The following is a 23,524-nucleotide window of genomic DNA, read 5'->3' as shown; positions in this document are numbered from 1 at the left end:
CTATGGCAGCAACAGCAGGATTTCGTAAACAAGTCGCCGTGCAATTAAAGCCAACCCATTTATTCGCACATATCGTATTGTTCGGTGTCGGTCTCGTATTGTTATATCCTTTAGTATTTATGATATTAGCGGGTTTCTTCTCAAGGACGGAATTCACATCATCCGTACTGGGACTGCTCCCGATTCCGAAAGAACCGACGCTGCGAAACTACTTGGTGCTGTTCTATGGATCTACTGAGGCGGGCGTGCAGAAATATTTCCTCAATTCCTCCATCCGTACGGTCTACAACACGTTCTGGGCGCTGTTGACCTCTTTCTTAGCGGGTTATGTGTTCGCGAGGCTGAAGTTTAAAGGGAAAGACCAGTTATTCTTGTTCTTGCTCGGCACGCAAATGATTCCGGGTACGATCGCATTAATCCCTACTTATTTGGAGTATGCGAGATTTCCGTTTGCCGGAGGCAATCACATCTTTAATGGCGGTACGGGTATTCTGGACACGTGGTGGGTGTATCTCATCGGTGGGCCAAGCATTAATATCATGGGTGCATTCCTAGTGAAACAGTCCATTGAGAAGATACCTTTCGAATTGGATGAAGCGGCAAAGGTGGACGGTGCGAGTACGATTCGGATTATTTTCCAGCTCTTATTGCCGCTCCAGCTGCCGATTATGGCATATATAGCAATTACGACAGCGCTTGGCACATGGAATGACTTTGCTACGCCGTTCTTCTATACATCAACAGACTCCCTGCAGACACTTCCTGCTGCGATTACGAGGCTGTCGTCGGCTGCAGCCGGCCCTGGCGGAATACCGAACTGGCCGCTCATTATTACGCTCGGACTTGGCGCTACCATTCCCGCGCTATTGATGTTCTTCTTCTTCCAGAAATACATCGTGCAAGGCTTGGCGAACACTGGAATAAAGGGTTAAAATATTTCTAAATAACATATTGAATATATTATATTAGTATGTTATATTTCAGATGTAGCAAATAGTCATCCACAAATGGAGGGGTTCAAGTGAAATTTAAAAAGACCACAGCCTTGATGGGAACAGCGCTATTGATGGTTGCTCTGACGGCGTGCGGCGGGAATAACAGTAATACCGCAGCAGAGAATGAGAAACCAAGCAACACAGCAACAACGGAAACAAATGATGCAACGAATGAGGCGGCTAATACAACGGAGAATACGCCCGCTGCTGCAGAACCTGTTACGCTTACTGTATTGAATGAAGGCGCTGTCGGCATTGGCGTGGGCTTGGTGGATGATTTGCTCGTTTCGAAGGAGAAAGAACTGAAAGATGGCGGCACGGATACGAGCTATACTCCGGGCAACCAGTTTGAAGGTGCAGCATTCGGTCTTTATTATCAAAAATTCATTAGCACGAAATTGAAAGAAAAAAATATAAGCATCAAAACGGAAGACTGGGGCTGGGGCGAGCCGCTGATCCAGAAAGAAACAGCGGGCTTCCTGGCTAAGAACATTCCGGACATCATCGTCGGTGAAACGCAAATGCCTGGTTTTGCTCAACAAGGATTGCTTGAGGCGTTCCCGGATGATATGGCAGCAGAGATTCGTGAGAAGCTTGCTCCTGCAGCATGGAAGCCGATGGAAATCGATGGTAAGATCTACGGATTGGCTTCCCAGCCGGGCGTAAGCAGCTTGTTCTGGAATAAGAAATTGGTGAAAGAAGCGGGCTTGGATCCTGAGAAAGCAATCACGACTTGGGCTGAGCTTGTAGACAATGCGAAGAAAGTAACAGATGCAGGTAAAGGCAAATTCTATGGCGGCGGCGTATATGGCGCTCCTAACTTCGGCGGATACCTTCGTTATGGTGCACTGGTTGCCATCAATGGCGGAACATTTGCGGATGGAAACGGACAACCGACATTCAATTCCCAGGCTAACGTTGAAGTGATCGAGCTTCTGAGAGCGTTGAATGCTAACCATCCTGCAGGCTTGATGTTGAACAACAACGAAGGTACATACTTCGATGCTTGGAATAAAGGGCAACTGGCCTACTTGATTGATGGCCCGTGGCGCGCGCAAGAATGTAAGAATGTTGGTCTGGAGTGCGGTATGGCGCCGATTCCATTGTCGCCAAACGGCAAGCCGGGTAACGTAACGATCGGAGCTGCTTTCCACTCCGTGCCGGTAGATGCTAAGAATAAAGAAGCTGCTTTTGATTACATCAGAGCGATGTACAGCAAAGAAGTGCAACAGCTGATTGCGGATTCCAACACTCGCTCGCCGATTCTGAAAGAAATCGCGGAGACGGATGACTACAAAACGAAGCATCCGGAAATGTACCTGCACTATCAAGCGATGATTGGCAACGTTCAAGGTCTTCCAACCTTTGCGAAAGACAACTCGAAGGCTTGGCAAATCTTTGGCGATGCTGCCGTGAAATCGCTCATGACAGACGGCGACATCAAAGCGATTCTGGATGATGCTCAGAAGAAGGCGGAATTGGTAACCAAATAAATAGAAGCAAAGACGAGAGGACTGTTTTTGTCAGTCCTCTTTCTTAATAAACATTCAGGGAATGGGGAGGGACCGTAATGCCCTACGAGACAAAGAAAATAATACTGGAAAAGGCAAAGGGGCTCTTGCCTAGAATACGGAACGCCATCTATGAACCGGTTGCTGCTTTGACAGTTTCAGCATGGGTGACTAAGGAGCCGGTTCCTTATTCGGAACGTACATCCGGCGAATACATGGAAGTGAAGCCGGGCGATAAATGGGGGAACTTATGGGATTGCGCATGGTTTCGTTTCGAAGGCCGCGTACCGGAGCGTGCCTCAGGAAAGAAGGTTGTGCTGCTCATTGATGTGAACGGTGAGCTGTGCTTGGTCGACAACAACGGTTCGCCTTACCAAGGACTTACCAACATTAACTCTGAATTTGATTTCAGCCTCGGCCTGCCGGGAAAACGCGTGGTGGATATCAGTGAATCAGCTGCCGGAGAAACGATCCACTTGTGGGCCGATGCCGGATGCAATGACTTATTCGGGAAATATCGAAGCGGTACGCTCAAGGAAGCGGATATTGCGATATGCAGCGACGAAACGCGCCGCCTCTATTATGACTATGAAGTGCTGCTGGAGCTGGCGGAGCAAGTACCTGATGCCAGCGCAAGGAAAGACCGCGTCATTCAGAGCCTATACGAAGCGGCGCTTGTGCTGGAAGTCATTAATGAAGAAACCGTTGCGCGTGCCAGAGCGATTCTAGCCAAGCAGCTTGCCAAGCGCGGGGGAGATCCAACGCTGACTGTCAGTGCGATCGGGCATGCACATATGGATTTGGCATGGCTATGGCCGATTCGGGAGACGATTCGCAAAGGGGCACGGACATTCTCGACCGTACTTCGCAACATGGAGAAGTATCCCGACTATGTATTCGGCGCAAGCCAGCCGCAGTTGTATCAATGGATGAAAGAGTATTATCCAACGCTCTACGAGCAGATTAAGGCCAGGGTGAAGGAAGGGCGCTGGGAAGTGCAAGGCGCGATGTGGGTGGAGCCGGATACGAATATTTCCGGCGGTGAAGCGCTGGTAAGACAGATCCTATATGGAAAGAAGTTTTTCCAAGAAGAATTTGGCCAGGAGATGAAGGTGCTGTGGCTTCCGGATGTATTCGGCTATAACGCGAGTCTTCCGCAAATTCTGAAGAAGTCCGGCGTGGACTATATGATGACGCAGAAGCTGTCATGGAGCGTATACAATACGCATCCGCATCATAGCTTTCATTGGGAAGGTATTGATGGCAGCAAAGTGCTTGCCCATCTGCCGCCCGAGGATACGTACAACAGCCCGGGAGCACCGAGATCGCTTGCCAAGATTGAGAGTCAATATTTAGACCGCAACGTTTCCGAGCATGCGTTAATGTTGTTTGGGATCGGCGATGGCGGCGGCGGCCCTGGCGAGGAGCACTTGGAACGTTTGGCACGTGAGCATAACCTGCTCGGATTGCCGCCGGTCGTTCAGGAATCATCGCTATCCTTCTTCGAGAAGCTGGCGCAGGAAGGGCCGCGATTCCAAACCTACCGCGGGGAGCTGTATTTGGAGAAACATCAAGGGACGCTGACGTCGCAAGCGAGAAACAAATGGTATAACCGCAAGATGGAGAAGTCGCTGCGGGAGCTGGAGTTTGCAGCATCCTTGGCGCTGGCACTCGGAGAACAGGCGTATCCGACAGCGGAACTTGACGAGATTTGGAAAGAAGTTTTGTTATATCAATTCCATGATATCCTGCCAGGCTCTTCGATTACGCGAGTGTTCGACGAATCGCTGGCCCGCTACGAAATCCTTCATACCCGAGTAGCTGAGATGATCGAGCAGACCTATGCGCATGTTGCGGGACTGTCCGGCATTGCTGGCGGGCAGGCGATCGTTGTGAATTCGCTGCCGTGGGAACGTGAAGAACTGGTGGAACAGAATGGCGCGCAGTACGCTGTAAAAGTGCCGCCAATGGGCTTTGCCGCACTCTCGGAAGAGCTGCGCAGCACCCAGAACAAACAGTCTCAACAGCTGCATGCAGATGAAGCTTTGCTCGAGAACCGCAACCTGCGCGTTACTTTTGCAGCCGATGGAAGCATTCTATCGATTTATGACAAAGTTGCGGGCAGAGAATCTATTGAAGCAGGCAAGAAAGCTAATGTGCTGACCCTCTATCATGACAAAGGCGATGCATGGGATTTCCCGCGAGATTACCGGGATACAGTAGCGGGCACGATGCAGCTCGAAAGCTCCGCGGCTTCCGTTCAAGGCTCGAATGCAGTGCTTGTGCAAACTTATCGGTACGGCGAATCCTCGCTGGAGCAGCGTATCGTACTCGCTGAAGATGGAACGACGATTCAGTTCGAAACGAAGGTAGATTGGCAGGAGTCGGAGAAAATGCTTCGCACTTCCTTCCCGGTCAGCGTGATGTCGGAGCAAGTCAATTGCGAGATTCAGTTTGGTTATTTGAAGCGGCCAACAACGCGCAATACGATGGTAGAGTTCGTTAGAGATGAAATTTGCGCACATCAATATATAGATTTATCGCAGCCTGATTATGGTGTCGCGCTGCTTAGTGACAGCAAGTATGGCTTCAGTGCGGAACGAAATGTGCTGGATATGAATTTGCTGCGCAGCCCGGGCTACCCGGATCCTGCCTGCGACCGTGCCGAGCATCAGTTCGTTTATGCGATCTACCCGCATCAGGGGGATTTCGTGCAGGCGAAAGTATATCGCAAAGGCTATGAATTGAATACGCCGCTTACGGTTGCGAAGTCCGCTGGTGCCGCGACTGCAGCAGGGCGTACTGATCTGCGTTCCCTGATTCAAATCGATAATCCGGATGTGATGGTCGAGGCCGTGAAGAAAGCGGAGGATAGCCAGCATCTAATCATCCGTTTGTACGAAGCTTCAGGCACACGGGCGCAGGCGAAAGTGAATTTCGGTCTGATATGCCAGACCATCGAAGAAACCGATCTGCTGGAGAATCCGATTGCTGCTTTGCAGGAGAAGTCGAGCTCGGCCGAGCTGACCTTCCAGCCTTTTGAGATTAAGACGCTTCGCATAAAGTTGAATGCATAACCGGAAAGGGAAGGGCGAGCCTTCCCTTTTATTTTTACTTTTAGAAGGAGGCATGCAGCCGTGTCCTTGATTTCAAGAGATCGCTTGAGTGAATTAACCGGGTTTCAGGAGGGTGGTCCGTACCATCCGTCGTACGATTTGCAGACTGACTTTGTCATGGTGTATGGGATTCGCGGAGACTTGGAGGAACGCATTCGTACGTGGAAGGACAAGGGCTATGTCGTTCATCTGATGACCGGCGTATCTTGGGGCGGTTATCAGCATTATTTGAACGGCGAAGTGGATGGCAGAACACACTGGGATGAAGCGCAGAAGAATCGTAGAAACGAACATATCATTCACGGAACCTCCGAGGATATTCCTTATATGGTGCCAACCATTGCGTATGCGGATTTCCTAACGGAGCAGATTCGCGTCGCGGTTGATGCTGGCGTAGAAGCGATCCATCTGGAAGAACCGGAGTTCTGGGTTGAAGGCGGTTATTCGGACGCTTTTAAACGAGAGTGGGAAATTTACTATCGGGAGCCGTGGCAGCCTCCGCATGCGACGGTAGACGCGCAATATCGGGCATCGAAGCTGAAAGTGCATCTCTATGCCCGTACGCTGGACCGGATTTGCAATACGCTGAAGGAATATGCGAAGGTCAAGTATGACCGGAATATTCGATTCTATGTGCCGACGCATAGTCTAATTAACTATACCCAGTGGCGAATTGTGAGCCCGGAGTCGAAGCTGCTGGAGCTGCCGGGCGTTGATGGTTATATTGCGCAGGTATGGACGGGAACGGCTCAGACGCCGAATGTCTATAATGGCGTGCGTAAGGAACGTACCTTCGAGACGGCTTTTCTGGAATATGGCATTATGCAGGAGCTTGTTCGCGGCACGGATCGCCGGATGTGGTTCCTGCATGATCCGATTGCCGATGATCCGAAGCATACGTGGGAGGATTACCGCCAGAACTATATTCGCACCTTGGTTGCCTCGCTGCTGCATCCGCATGTAAGTCGTTATGAGGTATGCCCGTGGCCTAGACGGATTTATCAAGGGACCTATCCGAAGCAAGGGGAAGAGGGTCGCGTGAACATTCCGGCAGCGTATGCGACTGAACTGCAGGTTGTGCTTAATTCGCTGGCAGACATGGATCAGCCGGATACGGAATGGCTGACCTCGAATTTGCAAATCGGCGTGCTGCTGGCCGATTCCGCTATGTTCCAGCGCAATCATCCGGACTGGAGCGAAGAGGCGACGGCATTCAAATATGACGGTACGGAAGTGGCTTCGGCGCTAGGAAGCGAGTTTATGGAGCTGCTCGATTGGTCGCCATTCTATGGGTTGACTTTGCCGTTGCTGAAGCACGGTGCGGCTGTGCGGCCTGTACAGCTGGATAACGCAGGAAGATTCGCAGGTTATTTGGATGATTACAAGGCGCTGGTTCTGAGCTATGAGTATATGAAGCCGGAATCAGCCGGTCTTCATAACGTATTGGCGGAATGGGTGAAGGATGGGGGCGCGCTCATCTATGTCGGCGATGGCAGCGACGACTTCCATACGGTTCGTGAATGGTGGAACCAGGGAGCGAAGCAATATGCTTCCCCAATGGAGCATCTATTTACTTGTCTGGGCTTGGAGGCCTCCTTGCAGCCGGGCGTCTATTCCGTTGGCCAAGGGAGCTTGGCTTATCTGGATGTTCATCCGGCGCAATGCGCGCTTCATGCCGACGTGGCCGACCAGCTGCGTTTGACGGTCAGGGGGGCGCTTGCGGCTGCTGGAAGCTCGCAGGCGCAAGGGCAGGAGACAGCTGCCTCGCAGTGGGAAACGATGAACAGCATGGCGCTGCGCCGTGGTCCTTATGTAGTAGCGGCCGTGCTGGAAGAGTCGGTTGATGCGCAGCCGTTCGTTCTGAGCGGCGCTTATGTGGATTTGCTGAACGCTGACCTGCCTGTACTTCATGAGGTAACGGTAGAGCCGGGCCAACAAGCGCTGCTCTATGATCTGAGCAGAGCGGGAGAGGGCGTGCAGCTTATTGCCGCGGCATCCCGAATCGATGGAATCGAGGAGCGGGACGGCGGGTTCGCATTCGCGGCTCGAGGACCGGAAGGGATTCAAGCTTCTGCGCGCTTCCGCTGTCCGCGTGAGCCGGGGCGGGTTATTCTGGGTGGAGCGGATGCCCCGAAGACGCAAGGGGCTTACGTTTGGGATGAGGGGAGCATGACGTTATTGCTTCGTTATGCTAACAATCCCAGCGGTGTTCATGTAGAGGTATTGTGGTAGAGGATTAATGGAGTTTGTTTGGTCGATATCGATAAGACCGCAGCCGCTGGCTCGGTCTTTTTTTATTTGTCGAATAGGGTTTGGGAAGTCCTGAATGTAGGGCTAGCTGTTTATTTTTATGGGAAATTTTGTCGAAACGATTGTGTAATCATAAAAGATATATTAAATATATAGATGAGGTTAAAGTTCTGGTTCGCTTCAAGCAGCAGCTGTTAAGGAGGTGTGACTGAAAGCGTCTAGGACAGTTCTATAATCCCATAAATGGAGAGGTGTAAGTAAAAATGATCCGAAAGCTAACCGCAATCAGTCTGGCCTTAGTATGTACGATGACATTCTCATCCGGCACCTTCGCCGATTCTCCGCAGGACAAATCTGCGGAGCCTCAGAACGCAGCGAATCCTACTGCGAGTAATCCATCCATCTCTTGGCCGAAGGAGCAAATGCTCCCAAGCTTCAAACAAGCGAAGCAGCTGGATGTTGCTGATATTTATGATGCACCGGGCGACATTAAGCTGTTGTTTAGTACGTTGCAGGGTATTATAAATTGTCAGGAGCCGCGGATCTACCTGCTTGAGAACAAGGAAGAAGGTAAATTCAAATGGCTGAACGATTTGGATGTTAACTACCGTGTCTATGACAGCTACTGGGATATTCTGAAGCGTTATAAAGGCGAAGTCAAAGGCATTATCATTTACGATCCGGCCGTCCCGGATTCGATTAACGTTGCCACTACGTTGGCTGGGCTAAAAGGCGGCGTGGCTGTAAGTCCGGAGCTTGCCGCACAGCTGAAGGCCGCTCCTTATAACCTAAGCGTCATTGAGGATCTGCAAGGGAAATTCAAGGACCGGTTAGATGCTTACACGTGGCAGTATGAGAATCTATGGAAAGATTCCACGCACCGCATGCTGGTCGGACTTAGCCCGGATACAACAGCGCGCGTACCGGTGGAACAGCCGGATCGCTTCGAAACGGTTGCTCAGGAACCGACGGAAGAGCGAGATGCAGCGAATCGTAAAGTATATGACCTTGATTTGAGCAAGTATCTGAGCAAGCCGGATGTGTACGTGAAGTTCGGAGATGCATTCCCGGCAGACGGATGGGGAGCAGCGGTACATGAGGTCACCGTGAAAGCGGATGGTCAAGTCATTGCTCATTTCCTCCCTGGGAAGCCGGAGGAAGAACCATTCCTCTACGATCCGCAAAGCTCGCAAGTTTCGGACGGCAGCGGCGGCCACCGTTTCGCCGATAACGGCCGTTACTTCACGTATAAATTCACGCCGCCGGCTGGAACGAAGGAACTGGTTGTGTCCGCTGACATGTGGAACCAATACAAAGTGAGTGCCAGCAATGAGAAGCCGTTCACTTCACTGACGAAGGAGCCGTATGGTTATCTGCGCGACTACGCCGTTGCCAATAAAGCGATGGTGTTCTGGCTCGATTCCAATGTTCCCGAGCAGAAAGCGCTCTTTGAGAAAATCCTCTCTGACGTTAAACCGGGCACCCCTTACTTAGGCTGGTTCAACAATGATGTGCAAGGCGAGTTTAATGGTGTTGAAGTCACCTCCAACCATGGCGTTTATGTCCTGGCGGCAGACTGGTTTAGCAATTTGACGGTGTTCTCCGGCTCCAAACCGCAGGACGTGAAGTCGAAAGAGCCGGCGCCGGTGAAGCTGGAGAACAAAATCTATGTCACCTACACGTTCAGTGAAGGAGATAATCTCCAATATAACCAGCACCGGATGCGTATACTGTGGGATGACCCAAGCCGCGGCCAAGTGCCGATCAACTGGACATCCAGCCCGCTCTTATACGATGCTGCTCCGGTAATGCTAAATTACTTCCGAAGCACGGCAACAGCGAATGATCAAATTATCGCCGGCCCTTCCGGTGCCGGATACTTCTATCCGGACGCTTGGCCGGACAGCTCGTTCGCCGATTTCCTGAAGAACAGCAAGAAGTACTTGAAACAGACAGGGATGGACATTCCGTATATCCTTAACCGCGTAGACGGACAGAATATCCCGCTCAGTGATGCGAAGAGCACGGCATACCGCAAAGAGTACAATCCATCTGGGGTATTCTTAAGCTGGGGCGATACTTCCGAAGTGCAAATCAGCAATGGACTGCCGGTTTCGACGATTAGAGGAATTAGCGCTGTGAGCGAAGGGAAGAATATTCTTGCCGACGCCAAAGCGAAATGGGATGGCAAATCGCCGCTCTTCATCTCCATTGGCCTGCTGGCTTGGAGTCTGACGCCTACGGACGTCGCTGCCATTACCGACTCTCTCGGACCGGAATATGACGTCGTTCTGGCAGATCAGTATTTCTCGCTCATCCGTCAAGCGAACAAACTGCCTAGCAAGCCGTAACGCAATCACAAAAGGCTTCCCTGCCACGTTTAACCATAACGTGAGGGGAAGCCTCTTTCATTACCATGTTTTACTAGTTTATGTCAACAACAATCGGCCAATCTGAATCGATGTTCCAAATCTTCCAATTCGAATTATACTAATACTATTAAGAACAGCTGCCAAAGGGGTAAGCCGAAGTTCATGGAAGACGTTCAGCATATCATCGAAGAACTGAAGAAGGAAATACCGGAGTTGCGTGATGTACCGACTGAGGAACTGATTGCGTTCATTCAGAATGCGATCATCATGTCGTTTCTTCGAAAACAAGCTGAATAATCTTCTCCAGCTTCTCTCGGGTACGCTCTCTTGTCAGATCAATATGATAGCGCTGCACGAGGTCCTTAATAATGATCTCCTCTTGCGTAGAAGCCATCGGCGTATAGGCGAATTCTTTGCCTGTCGTTAACCAATCCACGCTAACTTCGAAGAATGCTGCAATATGGGATGTCATATCATGGCCCGGCTCGCGTTTATTCGTCTCGTACATGCCCAACGTGCTTTTTCCAATTGATAGCAGCTTCGAAAACTCCTCTTGCGACAACCCCTTACGATGCCTCAAGTAAGAAAGTCGTTCTCCGAACGTACGCATCCGTTCACCTCCATGACGTCATCCAATCATTTGCTATTATAGCTTACAACCAATGGCCGAGGAAAATCGGACTCGAAAAGCGTCTTTTATTATTTACAATCACGTAGTGTGAACGTATACTAGAAGCTAAGGAAGTCGCGATATGTGATTGTTACGGGAGGTAGAATACAATAGGTGGTCAACAAGAGCAACGAGAGAACGGACTCCATTTATGTGTACTGCGTCAAAATGGAATCGGTCAACAACCAGGTCATCTGCAGAAATTTGAATCTGGCCACAGAAGTGCTGTACATGGGAGTTACGCCGCAGTTAAGGGGGAAGTCTAGCTATAAAGCTGGAATTCCAATGTTTGTAACGAGGGATGGCGTCTATCTGCAATTAGTCAACGTGGAACACTATAAGCAGGTATTGTCGCCGCTTGGCTATGATTTGTTTCATCCGTCCTGCCTTGTTAATGTACCTCTCGTGGACCGAATTGAGGTTGGTCTATACGGTAATGATGCCTATTTCAAGGGGGCAGCCGGAATAAGCGTACCCATTTCGAAGGCGAAGATTAAGAAATATTCGCATCTGCTGGTTAAGGAGAACTAACGGTTTCTATAGCATGACAAACAAAGGCTTCTTACCTCGCGTTCACTTGAACGCCGGAGGTGAGAAGCCTTTGTTGCTAGTACGACTGTCTCAGCGACGACGAGCTCTCGCCAATGACGACCTTGGCCGCTAAGCGAACCGTCTCGAACGCGCGGTCCGGTTTGCTCATGCGGGTGAGCAGCTGCTCTGTTGCCCGCTGGCCAAGCTGGTATTCATCGAGAGCGACGGTCGTAAGGGTGAAGCCGAGAAATTCAGCTTCGCTAATCTGGTCAAATCCGGTAACGGCGATATCGCGGGGAATCGTTTTACCGATTTCATAGAGATATTTGATGACATGCAGGGCGATTTTGTCATTCGCACATACGAAGGCAGTCGGCAGCTTCGGCAGCTCTTTCAAGGACCGAGCGATTCCTTCGTAGTTCTGGTAGATCTCCTCGTTCCGGACGGTAAGGCATAGTGATGGCTGAATGGGTAAACTCGTATCGAAATGAGCGCGCTGAAAGCCGAACCAACGCTCCATGAAGCTGCGGCACGAGAAGATTTCGCCGATGAATCCGATCTCCGTATGGCCGAGATTCATCAGATGCCTAGTCATTTGATAGATGCTGTCCTCATTCTCCATAAAGACGACGTCTGCCTGAAGGTCGGATAACGGTATATCAGGATGGATATTAATGAACACCTTCGGATGCGGGAGTGCCATCAGTTTCTCGGTATAGGGCTTGTCGAAGCTGCCTGCTACAATAATGCCGGCAATGTCGCTTGCGAGCAGGGCAGGGAGCTCAAGCGCTTCAATATCCTCATTCTTAACAAAGCTAAGCTTCATTTCATAGCCGTTCCGGCTGATCATCTGCTCGACGCCGCTCAGGACATTCAACCAGAAGCCTGTCCCGTGATTAATTTGACTCTTGGTGATGTAGGCGATACTCCGTGCTTTGCCCGCGGTTTCAACAGCAGTATCTCCGCTAGTAATAGGCTTCAATTTCTTGTATCCCATCGCAATGGCTTGATCGACGATTTTCTTCCTTGTTTCTATGGTAATGCTGGGATGGCCGTTAAGCGCCTTAGATACCGTGTTCCGAGAAAGGCCGAGTGCTAAGGAAATATCGCTGGTTGTAATTTTTCTGCTCACGATTAACCATCCTTCAATATTGAAATCTCTCTCTTTATTGTAAGTTAGCCGCATTTTTTGTCAATAAACAAAACATCAATTTTGTAAGTAAACAAAAACATAATAAAGCTCTAACTAGACAAACAATGAATTCGATAATTGCATATTTACAGAATGAAATTGAATCAACTATAATCGAAATCACCAAAGAGTTGATGGGTAAGGTTTAATTTGTAATCTTAAATGTTACAAAAATAACAAATTGTAAAGTTTGAGTTGCGACACGGAAACCAATCAACTTTCTATTTTCATAAGAAATGTAAGCGCTTCACGACGGTGAGAGGGGGAGTTCTGGCGGCAATGTCGATGCTTGGCTGTAGGAAATCTACTAAAATACATTAGTTGGGGTGAATGAAGAATGATAAAGCTTCGTAAGCAGATCGCCTTATTCCTCATCATGTCTATGTTGGCAGCCTTAATCGTCGTACCTGTAAGCGCAGACGCTGCAGCAGATACAGCACAGTTCAATTTCGAGACGAATACGCAAGGATTCACAGGAACGACAGGGGCGACGCTGGCAGTCAGTTCCGAGAAGGCATACCAAGGGAATCAATCCTTGAAAATGACGCTTAATGTGACAGGCTCCCAAGGACCATTCGCAAAACTGAGCTCACCTGCAGGACTTACCGCAGGAAGCACCTATGAATTCCATGTTTGGGTACCGGGCGGCGCAGCAATCGCAGGCATCCAGCCTTATATGATGGACAGCACCTGGTCATGGACAGGCAACTTCATACCGTACAGCAATTTGACGAAGGATGCATGGAATACGCTGACGCTAACCATTCCTGCAGGTGCTAAGACGCCATTCAATGAATTCGGCGTTCAAGTACAATCGAGCGGCGACTTTGCAGGCAGCGTTTATATCGACAGCATCGGTATTCTCGGCGGTACGCCTGTTGAAGTTCCAAATCCTGCTGGTTTAAGCGATCTTCGTGTCAACGGCACGACGGTAGCCGGTTTCACAAGCAAAGATCTTTCTTATATTGCACACGTTCCGAACGGTACAACTTCGGCTGCGATAACGGCTACTGCTACTGCTGCTGATGCAACTGTTGCGATTACCGGTAGCAGCAATCTTGCTGTTGGCGAGAATGCGGTTACGGTAGAGGTAACGGCGAAGGACCTGACCAAACAAACGTATACGATTAAACTGATCCGCGATCTTCCAGCAAGCCAAGGCAATCCAATTACGATCAAAGGCAACAAATTTTACGGCGGTCATAATGAGGAAATTTGGTTTAACGGTGCCAACACGCCGTGGGACAACTGGAATGATTTTGGCGGCGATTTCGATTATGACTTCTGGGACACACACTTCGCGCTGCTGCATGCTAACGGCGTGAATGCCTCACGCGTTTGGATCACTTCAAATGGAGAAGTTGGCATCAGCATCGATGCGACAGGGCATGTGTCAGGCGCAACCGCGGCACATTGGAATGACCTGGACAGCTTGTTCTATCTGGCTCAGAAGCACGGCATCTACATTATGGCAACACTGATGTCTTTTGACCACATGAAGAATTCCCATCCGAGCTATGACAGCTGGAGAAAGATGTTGATGAGCGACGCTAATATTGACTCCTATGTTAATAATTACGTGATTCCGTTCACGAATCGATACAAAAACAACCCTTATCTATGGTCGATCGACTTTATGAATGAGCCGGACTGGGTATTCGAGGAAAGCAAGCTTCCTTGGGAGAATTTGCAGTCTCTCTTCGCGAAAATGAGCGTAGGCGTTCATGCCAACAGCAGCGTGCTTACAACGGTAGGCGTCGCAATGATCAAATACAACAGCGACACCTGTACGGAAGGCTGCCAAGGCAATAAAGTTGGCGATGAAGCGATGATGGCCAAAGCCGGCGGCAATCCGCAGGCGAAGCTGGATTTCTGGGCACCGCATTACTACGACTGGATGGGTCAATATTGGGGTAACCCGATGTACATGACACCGGAGCAGTTCGGATTGTCTGCGGATCGTCCGGCAGTGATTGGCGAGACAGCTGCACTGGGTACGAATGGCCATACATTAACACAGGATTACGCAAGTGCTTTTGCAAATGGTTGGGCGGGCATGATGCCATGGACTTCCAATGGCGTAGACGGACTTGGCGATATTACTAGAGTCGGCCCGGCAGCAAGCAGCTTCTACAATCAACATCCTGACCTTGTGTTCCCATCCGGCATTTCCAAGAACGCGAACCTCAGTGATCTGAAGGTCGATGGTGTCACAGTTGCAGGCTTCAATGCGGATACGCTTTCGTATTCGTTGCAAGTACCTAACACAACAACATCGGTCTCGGTAACAGCGACAGCTGATCCATATGCAACGGTTGCCATAAATGGCGGCTCGGCGCTTGCTGTTGGCAACAACACGGCATCGGTAACGGTAACGGCAGAGAACGGCAGCACGAAGGTGTACACGCTGACCGTGAATCGTTCGAAGTCCAGCAATGCGAAGCTAAGCGACCTTCGCTTAAACGGGAAAACGATTGCGGGCTTTACGCCTGGACAGCAGACGTATTCAATCACGGTGCCTTTTGACACGCTTGTGGTGTATGCAACGGCTCAAGCGTCCGATTCAACGGCGAAGGTTGTAATCGACAAGCCGCTCACGCTGGTCATTGGCACGAACCGAGTCATGGTTTATGTAACGGCCGAGGACGGCACTAAGCAAACCTACATGATTACGGTTACACGCGCTAAATCAAGCAATGCAAATCTAAGCTTGCTATTAATAGACGGGAACCCGGTTCCGGGCTTCTCGCCTGACAAACTCTCTTACAAGGTAAACGTGTCTAAGAGCACGAAGTCGGTTAAAGTTATCGCGCTACCGGCATTCCCTACGGCCAAAGCAGTGATTACCGGTGGCAGCAGCTTGGTAAAAGGCAGCAACACGGTGACGGTGAACGTAACAGCACCGGATGGTACTACGCAGCAAACCTACACGGTAGTCGTTGTCCGCGGTTAATCCGAGGCCATCAAAAATTTGATTTTTCGGGAGGTATCGAACAGTCAGCATAGAGCGGCTTGAAGACGGAGGCCTTTCGTTTGAGAGGGGGAATGTCTGATGTAACTGCCAGCATGGCCATACTAGCGGATTAGCTAACGCAAGAGATGACTACCCTATTCTGATGAACATGGGAGTGATTGGAATGACGTTAACGACTCGTCGGACTTTATCCTTGCTTATGGTGATGTGTATGCTCGCAACCTTGCTGACGCTCGTACCGAAGAAGGCGAGCGCTGCGTTCGGGGACCGTATTACGGTATCCGGCACGCAGTTTATGGCCGGTGGAAAGCGGATTTGGATGAATGCCGCGAATACGCCATGGAATTCCTGGAATGATTTTGGCGGGAGCTTTAACGCCACCTGGTGGGGCAATCATTTCAAAGCGCTACACGACAACGGCGTCAATGCAACGCGGGTTTGGATTACGTGCGACGGCGAAGTCGGCATTAACATCGCAGCTGACGGCACGGTATCCGGCGCAACGACAGCACATTGGAACAACCTTGATACGCTGTTCCAGCTGGCACAGCAGAATGGCATTTATATTATGGCAACGCTCATCTCGTTTGACCATTTCAAGAACACGCACGCAGGCTACACGAAATGGCGGAACATGATTAACAGCAGCAGCAAGACGGATACCTTCGTGAATAACTACATCATTCCGTTCGTGAACCGCTACAAGAACAATCCGTTCCTCTGGTCCATCGATCTGGCCAACGAGCCGGACTGGATCTTTGAGGATGCAGCGGCAGGGCAGCTGCCTTGGAATGTACTTCAGCGTTACTTTGCCAAAGCTGCGGTCGCGATTCACAACAACAGCCAAATTCTCGTGACGGTCGGCATGGCGATGATCAAGTATAACAGCGATACTGTATCCGGCGCACAAGGCAATAAGATCAGCAACGCGGCGCTGCAGGCCCAAGTGAACAACACGAAGGCGAAAGTCGACTTCTACTCGGTGCACTACTATGACTGGATGGGGCAGTATTGGGGCAATCCGTTCTACATGTCGCCTGCATCCTTCGGCCTCGAAACCAGCAAGCCGGCGTTGCTCGGCGAAACGCCGGGCGTAGGAACATCCGGGCATACGCTGACGCAGGATTACGAGAACGGCTATTTGAACGGCTGGCAAGGAGCGCAGGCATGGACGTCGAATGGGGTAGATTCGGCAGGCAACTTCAGCACGCTAACGCCTGCCACGAATGCGTTCCGCAATAACCATCCCGCATTGGTATTCCCTTCGTAAGGGTCATACAGCATCATCCATCAAAGGCTGGTCCTTAGTCCATTGACTAAGGCCAGCCTTGCTTCGTAGGCCGGAGTGCGGAAATATGTAAGATATTGAAAGATTATGATGTATTATGGCGGATTGACGGTTCCCTTTAACATTCCTTACAATAATAACAATCAATGGAAACCAACCATCAGGAGCGGGGGAACCTCAATATGCTGCCGAAATCATCGTACTCTCTTAAGAACAGAGCGTATTTCTTCCTCATCCTAAGCTCTATTATTCCGTTAACGTTAATCGGCTATATCTCCTATGTATCTATGATCTCCCTACTGAACACGAATATCGATGACGGCATTCACAGCAATATGAAACAGTTCCAAATCAGCGTCGACCATGTATTCTCGAATTTAGAAGATTCGGCGCTCCAGCTTGCGATGTATAACGGGCGAGTGGCTGATGATATTGAAACTTTTATCGATACGAAAGATATTTTGACCAAATACGAGAAGAAGAAAGCGGTTATAGAGAGCATCTCGCTCATTAATGCCGCGAAACCGGATCTGGGGCTCATTTTCTTCTATTATGCCAATAAGAATCAGGTCATGTTCGAGAATCAGAGCGTGTCGGAGGGGTTTAGCCTAGAGCTGCTGCCCAAGCTTGCGGATGGCATTAATGCCACTTTCTATGGGCCTCATATGACCGTAAAGTCTACGAAGGATATGCAGGTTTTCTCGATCGCGCGCAAGGTGAACCTCATTGAGGGAGCTGATCTATACGTTTATGTCGAGACCGGCATTAAGCTGTTTGAGGATCTTCTGAAATCGCAGCGGTATAAGCTCGATGTAGCCTCCATTCTGCTGAACGATAAAGGGCAGGTAATGTATAGTCAGCGTCCGGAGGACTTCGCAATTGGTGAGCGAATCGATGTGAAGAAGCTCAGCAGCACAAGCAAATCGGATGCGATCAAGAAAGGCTACTATGTTTTCTCGCAGAAAGGCGAGCAGGGATGGTACATCCTCTCCGCGGTGAAGACGAAAGCCTACAGTGCGGATGTGAAGAAATGGATCGGCAAATTCGCGCTGTTCGCCGTACTGTCCATTGTCATCAGTTTGTTTCTGGGGCTCTCCATATGGAGAATTGTCTCGCGGCCGCTGCGGACCATTAACAGGGAAATTATTTTGCTGGCGCATAACAAATTTAATTCCAAGGTGAAGATGACCGGAATTCTTGAGTTTGATAGTTTGCTAGAGCAGTTTAACGATATGAAAATCAAAATTTCGGACTTGTTTAAGGAACTGGAAGAGAAGGAGCGTAAGAAGAGAGTCATCGAGGTGGAGAAAATTTTGCACCAGATTAATCCTCATTTCTTGCACAATACGCTGAACACCGTCCAGTGGCTGGCAAGAATGAACGGGCAGGACGAGATTGACCGATTGGTCGCGCTCTTTACGAGAGTGCTTCACTATAATTTGGGCAAGGAAGGCGGGATCGTCTCCTTAAACGAAGAAGTGGAGGCGCTTCAGAATTATGTGGATTTGCAGCGCATTCGGTATGCCTATCATTTTGACGTCCAAATTGTCGTAGATCCTACGCTTGGCGATGTCAGTATTCCGCGTTTTATTATGCAGCCGATTGTGGAGAATGCCATCTATCATGGTCTCAAGGATGAAAGCGGATCTATTAAGATTGCTGTATATGAGCAGGACAAGCAATTGATTATTACCGTTGAAGACAGCGGAGAAGGGATGACTGATGCGGACATTGCGCGAATGATGGAGCCGCAATCCGAGGAACACAAGAAGGTTGGCATGGGAATCGGGCTCAGCTATGTCAAATACATGCTTGAAGTGAATTACGGGCAAGAGGCTGAAATGGACATCAAAGGCGAGAAGGGTGTAGGGACCGTATTCAAGCTCCGTCTACCCATCAACCGCAGAGAGCATAAGGAGGAATTACAATGATCAGAACTTTAATCGTAGACGATGAAATCTATGTGAGAAAAGGGCTCATTTCCGTACTTCCGTGGGAGAAATTCAGCTTTAAGATCGTTGGCGACGTCAGCAGCGGGGACAAAGCGCTTGAGTTCCTTAAAGGCAATGGCGTCGATGTCATGTTCATGGACCTGACGATGCCGGGGATGTCCGGGTTCGAGCTCATGAAGGAGACGCGAAACAGCTTCCCCGATTTGAAGGTGGTCGTGCTGACCTGTCATCAAGACTTTGAATTCATACAAGAGACGATGCGCCTGGGCGCTATTGATTATATTGTGAAAACACAGCTGGAGAAGGAGAAACTCGAGGATGTGCTGGAGCGAATCGAGAGCCGCATACGGCGCGAGAACAAAGACCGGAGCGGGAGTGAGTATGCGCCGATCTTCAAGAACGAACAAGGGAAACGCTACTCCGAGGAAGTGGTCTCCTGCATTAATAATGCGGTCAAATTCATGAACGAGCATTTATTCCATGGCATTAACCAAGAAGAGGTTGCCAAGGCCGTGAATATGAGCAGAGGATATTTCAGCCTGTGCTTCAAGGATATCGTGGGAACGCCATTCAGCGACTACTTGAAAAACATGAAAATCCAATCCGCCGAGTCGCTGCTGCGCAAAACGAGCAAGCCGGTCTACTTGATCGCGGATCAGCTCGGCTTCCAAGATGAGAAGTATTTCAGCAAGCTGTTTCGAGAGCATTGCGGCATGACCCCTACGGAGTTCCGGGAACGGAACCGGTAGCGCTGAATTCACAATTTAAGCGCTTTCAACAACAAGGGAAGATTATGCTGAAAAGGTACGAAATTTGTTATGGAAACGCGTACATTTGATAACCGGATTCCCAGTTGCTGATGATGATTGTCTATCTCGTCCTTCCGCAATTCAGGCTTACTATAGAGATACGCAATATAACAAATTCACAGAGGTCAAGGGGGATTCAAGTGAACAAAAAAGTAAAGGCAGCAGCATCGATTTCACTGATCGCGGCATTAATGTTGACTAGCGCAGCATGCGGTAATTCGAACAACGCAAGCGAGAACGGCAACACTGCAGCAACAAACAATGCGGCAGCAACGAATGACGCAGGTGCAACGAACGCGGCAGCAGAAAACACTGCGCCTGCCGAGAAGCCTGATCCGTTTGCCAAGATGGACGAGTTGGTTGAATTCACTACAGGGATCTCGATTTCCGCGGAAGCGAAACCGCCTGCCGGAGAGAGCTTTGAGAATAACGATGTACAGAAATGGTTCGAACAGAATTTGAATGTAAAGCCGAAGATGGCTTGGTCGACAAGTGACCAGAACTTTGCTTTCGAGCAAAAGGTCAGCTTGCTGATTGCCGCTAATAACATTCCGGACGTGCTTTCGATCAGCGTGGATCCGAATGGTCTGAGCATCTTGAAGAAACTGATTAAAGCAGACATGATCGAGGATCTGTCTAAGGTATATGAAGATTATGCATCGCCATTCCTGAAAGAAAGCATTGCACTAGGTGGACCGGATGCACTGAACTCGGTTTCCTCCGACGGTAAGCTGTATGCGATTCCTTCGATCGCGGACGTTGAAACGGCTATCCCGGTCATTTGGACACGTAAGGATTGGCTGGATCAAGTTGGCCTTCCTGAGCCGCAAACGCTTGATGATGTAGAGACAGCGCTTAAAGCGTTCAAAGACAAATTCGGTGCAGGCGTGCTTCCTGCCCAACAAAATATTTACGGCGCAGACACGAACTCCTTCGACTTCGTATTCGGAGCTTATAACTCCTATCCGGGTCAATGGATCAAAACAGCTGACGGCAGCGTTGGATATGGTTCCGTTCAGCCGGAAATGAAAGGCGCACTGGAAAGACTGGCAAAATGGTATAAAGAAGGCATGATTGCGCCTGATTTCATCATGAATGACAGCAACAAATCGGTTGAGCAGATCGCCAAAGGCAAAGCCGGCGTGTTCGAAGGCGCTTGGTGGTCCACATGGTATCCGCTTCCAGACTCCATTAAGAACGATCACAATGCAAACTGGCAGGCGACTGTACTTAAAGGTGTAGACGGCGTTGCTCATGCTAAAGGCTACGGCGCAGTTAGATCGTTTGTTGTCGTGAAGAAAGGCTTCAGCCATCCGGAAGCGATTATGAAATTGCTGAACTATGCACAAGAAGCAAACACGAAACATCTGGATTGGTACAACAAGCTTACAATTGACGAAGGCGCTAAATACTTGAATGCCAAAATGCCTTTGCTTCCAGTCAGCGTAAGCGCGAAGGATCCGCATGAAATCACAGTACGTTACAAAGCGATCCAAGATGTACTGAACGGCACAACGCCAATGGACAAAGCAGATCCAGAGTCGAAAGCACAAGCAACAGCAATTCAGAACTATGAGAAAGCAACAGACAAGTTTGCAGATCTGGGATTGTGGAGCCTTGCTAACCAATTCGCGGTCGGCGCAGCAGGTCTGGTGAAGAACCCGGTTCAACAAACGCTTCCGGCATTTATCGGTTCGACAGATTTGATGCAGAAGAAGAAAGCCTCGATGGATGACCTGGAGAAGAAGACTTTCCTTGAAATCATCACAGGCAAGAAGTCGATTGACGAGTTCGATAACTTCGTGAAGCTCTGGAATGACATGGGCGGTAAAGACATCACGGCTGAAGTGAATGATATCGTAGGCAAATAATTCAGATTATAACTCTTTAACAAGTGCTGAGCTGACCCCAGCCTCAGCACTTGTTCTATCCGAATTGAGGTGGAATGATGTTGAAGACGAACAGAGTGCGTAGCAAGGAAGCCATCCACTATCACTTCATGTTGTTTCCGAGTATTATCCTATTGGCTATTTTCAGCATTTACCCTACGCTTGGATCCATTATGGCTTTCAAATATTTCGATCCGATTGCGGGCATATGGGGATCGCCCTGGGCGGGGCTGGACCATTTCAAAATGCTGTTTCAAATACCGGAGTTTAAACAAATTACCATTAATACCATTACGATCTCGGTGATCAAAATCATTCTGAATATTTCCTGCGCACTGGCTTTCGCTTTGCTGCTGCACGAAATTAAGAAGAAGTGGTTCAAGAGATCGGTGCAGACGATCGTCTATCTGCCGTTCTTTCTATCGTGGGTTATTATGGCTGGTATTTTCAAAGACTTCTTCTCCATCGATGGATTAATTAACGGTTTGGTTCACAAAATATCCGGCGGCGAGCCGACGATGTTCTTCAACAACAACACTTGGTTTATGATCATCATTTATTTAACGGATGTGTGGAAGGGCTTCGGATTTAATGCCATCGTATTCTTGGCGGCACTCACGGCCATTAATCCGAACTTGTATGAGGCAGCTGATGTAGATGGCGCTTCAAGATGGGCGAAATTAGTTAATATTACGCTGCCGAGTATCAAAGGTACGGTAATCCTGATTCTGATCCTGAGTCTTCAAGGCATCCTTAGCGGAGGATTCGATCAAATCTTCAACCTGTATAATCCGCTTGTCTATCAAGTGGCTGATATTTACGACACGTACATTTACCGAATGGGTTTCCAGAGCAATCAATATGAATTTGCTACTGCAGTAGGGCTGTTCCGATCGGCAGTTGCCTTTATATTTATTCTAATCTCGCAATGGCTGGCAGAAAAATACGGCGAATATAAGGTGTTCTAGACGATTGGGGTGAAACAGATGGGTATTCGATTAACGAAAAGCGATATTATCACCAACACGATCATATACGGTATTCTGACCTTGTTGGCCGTCATTACACTTGTTCCGCTGCTCAACATACTAGCCATTTCTTTGAGCGACAGCGCCAAAGCGACGGCCGGTCTTGTTACCATTTATCCGCTCGGTCTGAGTTGGAAAACGTACTCGACAATATTCCAAGATCACGCGATTCTAACTGCGGCCGGCGTATCGGTCAAACGGGTTATTCTTGCTTTAATCATTAATATGGTACTGGTAGTCCTGGCTGCTTACCCGCTGTCCAGAAGTAAGAAGGCATTCCGCTCCAGAGGCATCTACATGTGGATCATTATCGGAACGATGCTGTTTGGACCGAGTGTGGTACCGATGTTCTTCACCGTGAAGGATATGCATATGCTTGGTACGATCTGGGCGCTTGTCATTCCCGGTGCAGTCGGACAATTCAATATCATTCTCATGCTCAACTATTTCCGTAACATCCCTTCAGAGCTTGAAGAATCCGCGAGTATAGATGGAGCGGGGCCTTGGCGCCGGTTGCTGCAAATCTATGTTCCGCTGTCGATGCCGATTATGGCGACCATTGCACTCTTCGTCGTCGTAGGGAACTGGAACGCTTACTATGATGGACTGATCTACTCGATGCAAACCAGTGATTTCCCTCTGCAAACGTATATCCAGCAGCTTGTCGTTAAGTTCGATACGACTGTTCGCGATGTAGAGCAGATTAAGAGCATGGCTTCGGTATCCAATCGAAGCTTGACGGCAGCGAAGCTAGTCGTCACGATGATTCCGATTCTGGTTGTGTATCCGTTCATGCAGAAGTACTTCATTAGCGGTATTATGCTTGGTTCGGTGAAAGAGTAATTCGCAAGGAAGGAGAGGCCTCGAAGCGTGTTCGCTGAACCGATTCGGGGTCTTTTTTATTTTACTAGACAACTCCGTATTAATAGTGGCATTAATAGGTAGAG

The 23,524-nt window shown here is 49.3% G+C and carries 16 protein-coding genes; 14 read left to right on the top strand and 2 right to left on the bottom strand.

The annotated features are described in order from the left end of the window. Window positions 1-2: 2 nt before the first annotated feature. The 6 genes from AC6ESO_RS18880 to AC6ESO_RS18855 all read left to right on the top strand — a co-directional run bounded on the left by AC6ESO_RS18880 (window position 3) and on the right by AC6ESO_RS18855 (window position 10,541). Window positions 3-932, top strand: a complete 930-nt coding sequence (locus AC6ESO_RS18880; protein WP_494820841.1) for an ABC transporter permease subunit — start codon at window positions 3-5, stop codon at window positions 930-932. An 89-nt stretch (window positions 933-1,021) separates the two neighbouring features. After that, window positions 1,022-2,488 (top strand): extracellular solute-binding protein, encoded by a 1,467-nt coding sequence (locus AC6ESO_RS18875; protein WP_497092704.1) that lies wholly within the window; start codon window positions 1,022-1,024, stop codon window positions 2,486-2,488. A 77-nt stretch (window positions 2,489-2,565) separates the two neighbouring features. Beyond that, window positions 2,566-5,583: an alpha-mannosidase gene (locus AC6ESO_RS18870; RefSeq protein WP_497092703.1), complete on the top strand. Its 3,018-nt coding sequence runs from the start codon at window positions 2,566-2,568 to the stop codon at window positions 5,581-5,583. 60 nt (window positions 5,584-5,643) lie between these two features. Continuing rightward, entirely contained in the window at window positions 5,644-7,854 is a 2,211-nt protein-coding gene (locus tag AC6ESO_RS18865; protein WP_497092702.1) for a hypothetical protein, read from the top strand. A gap of 281 nt (window positions 7,855-8,135) precedes the next feature. Continuing rightward, entirely contained in the window at window positions 8,136-10,223 is a 2,088-nt protein-coding gene (locus AC6ESO_RS18860; protein ID WP_497092701.1) for a GxGYxYP domain-containing protein, read from the top strand. 183 nt (window positions 10,224-10,406) lie between these two features. After that, window positions 10,407-10,541, top strand: coding sequence for a hypothetical protein (locus tag AC6ESO_RS18855; RefSeq protein ID WP_497092700.1), 135 nt, complete (start codon window positions 10,407-10,409; stop codon window positions 10,539-10,541). Here AC6ESO_RS18855 and AC6ESO_RS18850 read toward each other — a convergent pair. Continuing rightward, on the bottom strand, window positions 10,510-10,854 hold the full coding sequence (locus AC6ESO_RS18850; RefSeq protein ID WP_497092699.1) for a helix-turn-helix domain-containing protein: 345 nt from the start codon (window positions 10,852-10,854) through the stop codon (window positions 10,510-10,512). The two genes, AC6ESO_RS18855 and AC6ESO_RS18850, sit on opposite strands and share 32 nt — an antisense overlap. A 174-nt stretch (window positions 10,855-11,028) precedes the next feature. Between AC6ESO_RS18850 and AC6ESO_RS18845 the strand changes: the two genes are divergently transcribed. Continuing rightward, window positions 11,029-11,445 (top strand): hypothetical protein, encoded by a 417-nt coding sequence (locus tag AC6ESO_RS18845; RefSeq protein WP_497092698.1) that lies wholly within the window; start codon window positions 11,029-11,031, stop codon window positions 11,443-11,445. 76 nt (window positions 11,446-11,521) lie between these two features. Here the strand turns inward: AC6ESO_RS18845 and AC6ESO_RS18840 are convergent, their stop codons facing one another. Then, the gene (locus tag AC6ESO_RS18840; protein ID WP_497092697.1) at window positions 11,522-12,577 is read right to left on the bottom strand and encodes a LacI family DNA-binding transcriptional regulator; all 1,056 of its coding nucleotides are present in this window, start codon (window positions 12,575-12,577) and stop codon (window positions 11,522-11,524) included. Between the two features lie 397 nt (window positions 12,578-12,974). On the opposite strand from AC6ESO_RS18840, the gene AC6ESO_RS18835 reads away from it, so the two are divergent. The 7 genes from AC6ESO_RS18835 to AC6ESO_RS18805 all read left to right on the top strand — a co-directional run bounded on the left by AC6ESO_RS18835 (window position 12,975) and on the right by AC6ESO_RS18805 (window position 23,420). Beyond that, window positions 12,975-15,590, top strand: coding sequence for a cadherin-like beta sandwich domain-containing protein (locus AC6ESO_RS18835; RefSeq protein ID WP_497092696.1), 2,616 nt, complete (start codon window positions 12,975-12,977; stop codon window positions 15,588-15,590). Between the two features lie 184 nt (window positions 15,591-15,774). Further along, a complete protein-coding gene (locus AC6ESO_RS18830) occupies window positions 15,775-16,881 on the top strand; it encodes a glycoside hydrolase family protein (protein WP_497092695.1) in 1,107 nt (368 codons plus the stop codon). A 200-nt stretch (window positions 16,882-17,081) separates the two neighbouring features. After that, window positions 17,082-18,830 (top strand): sensor histidine kinase, encoded by a 1,749-nt coding sequence (locus AC6ESO_RS18825; RefSeq protein WP_497092694.1) that lies wholly within the window; start codon window positions 17,082-17,084, stop codon window positions 18,828-18,830. Next, window positions 18,827-19,600 carry a response regulator transcription factor gene (locus AC6ESO_RS18820; RefSeq protein ID WP_497092693.1) on the top strand — a complete coding sequence of 258 codons (774 nt, stop codon included), beginning with the start codon at window positions 18,827-18,829 and terminating at the stop codon, window positions 19,598-19,600. The genes AC6ESO_RS18825 and AC6ESO_RS18820 overlap by 4 nt, the downstream gene beginning before the upstream one ends. Window positions 19,601-19,800: 200 nt before the next feature. Further along, window positions 19,801-21,531 (top strand): type 2 periplasmic-binding domain-containing protein, encoded by a 1,731-nt coding sequence (locus AC6ESO_RS18815; protein ID WP_497092692.1) that lies wholly within the window; start codon window positions 19,801-19,803, stop codon window positions 21,529-21,531. Window positions 21,532-21,611: 80 nt separating this feature from the next. Further along, window positions 21,612-22,517: an ABC transporter permease subunit gene (locus AC6ESO_RS18810; RefSeq protein ID WP_494820828.1), complete on the top strand. Its 906-nt coding sequence runs from the start codon at window positions 21,612-21,614 to the stop codon at window positions 22,515-22,517. Between the two features lie 18 nt (window positions 22,518-22,535). Continuing rightward, complete coding sequence (locus tag AC6ESO_RS18805; protein WP_494820827.1) at window positions 22,536-23,420, top strand: ABC transporter permease subunit; 885 nt, start codon at window positions 22,536-22,538, stop codon at window positions 23,418-23,420. Window positions 23,421-23,524: the final 104 nt, after the last annotated feature.

The organism is Paenibacillus rhizoryzae, from assembly GCF_059686995.1.
Note: the sequence above shows the minus strand (reverse complement) of the source record. Positions and strands in the feature narration are given on the sequence as shown.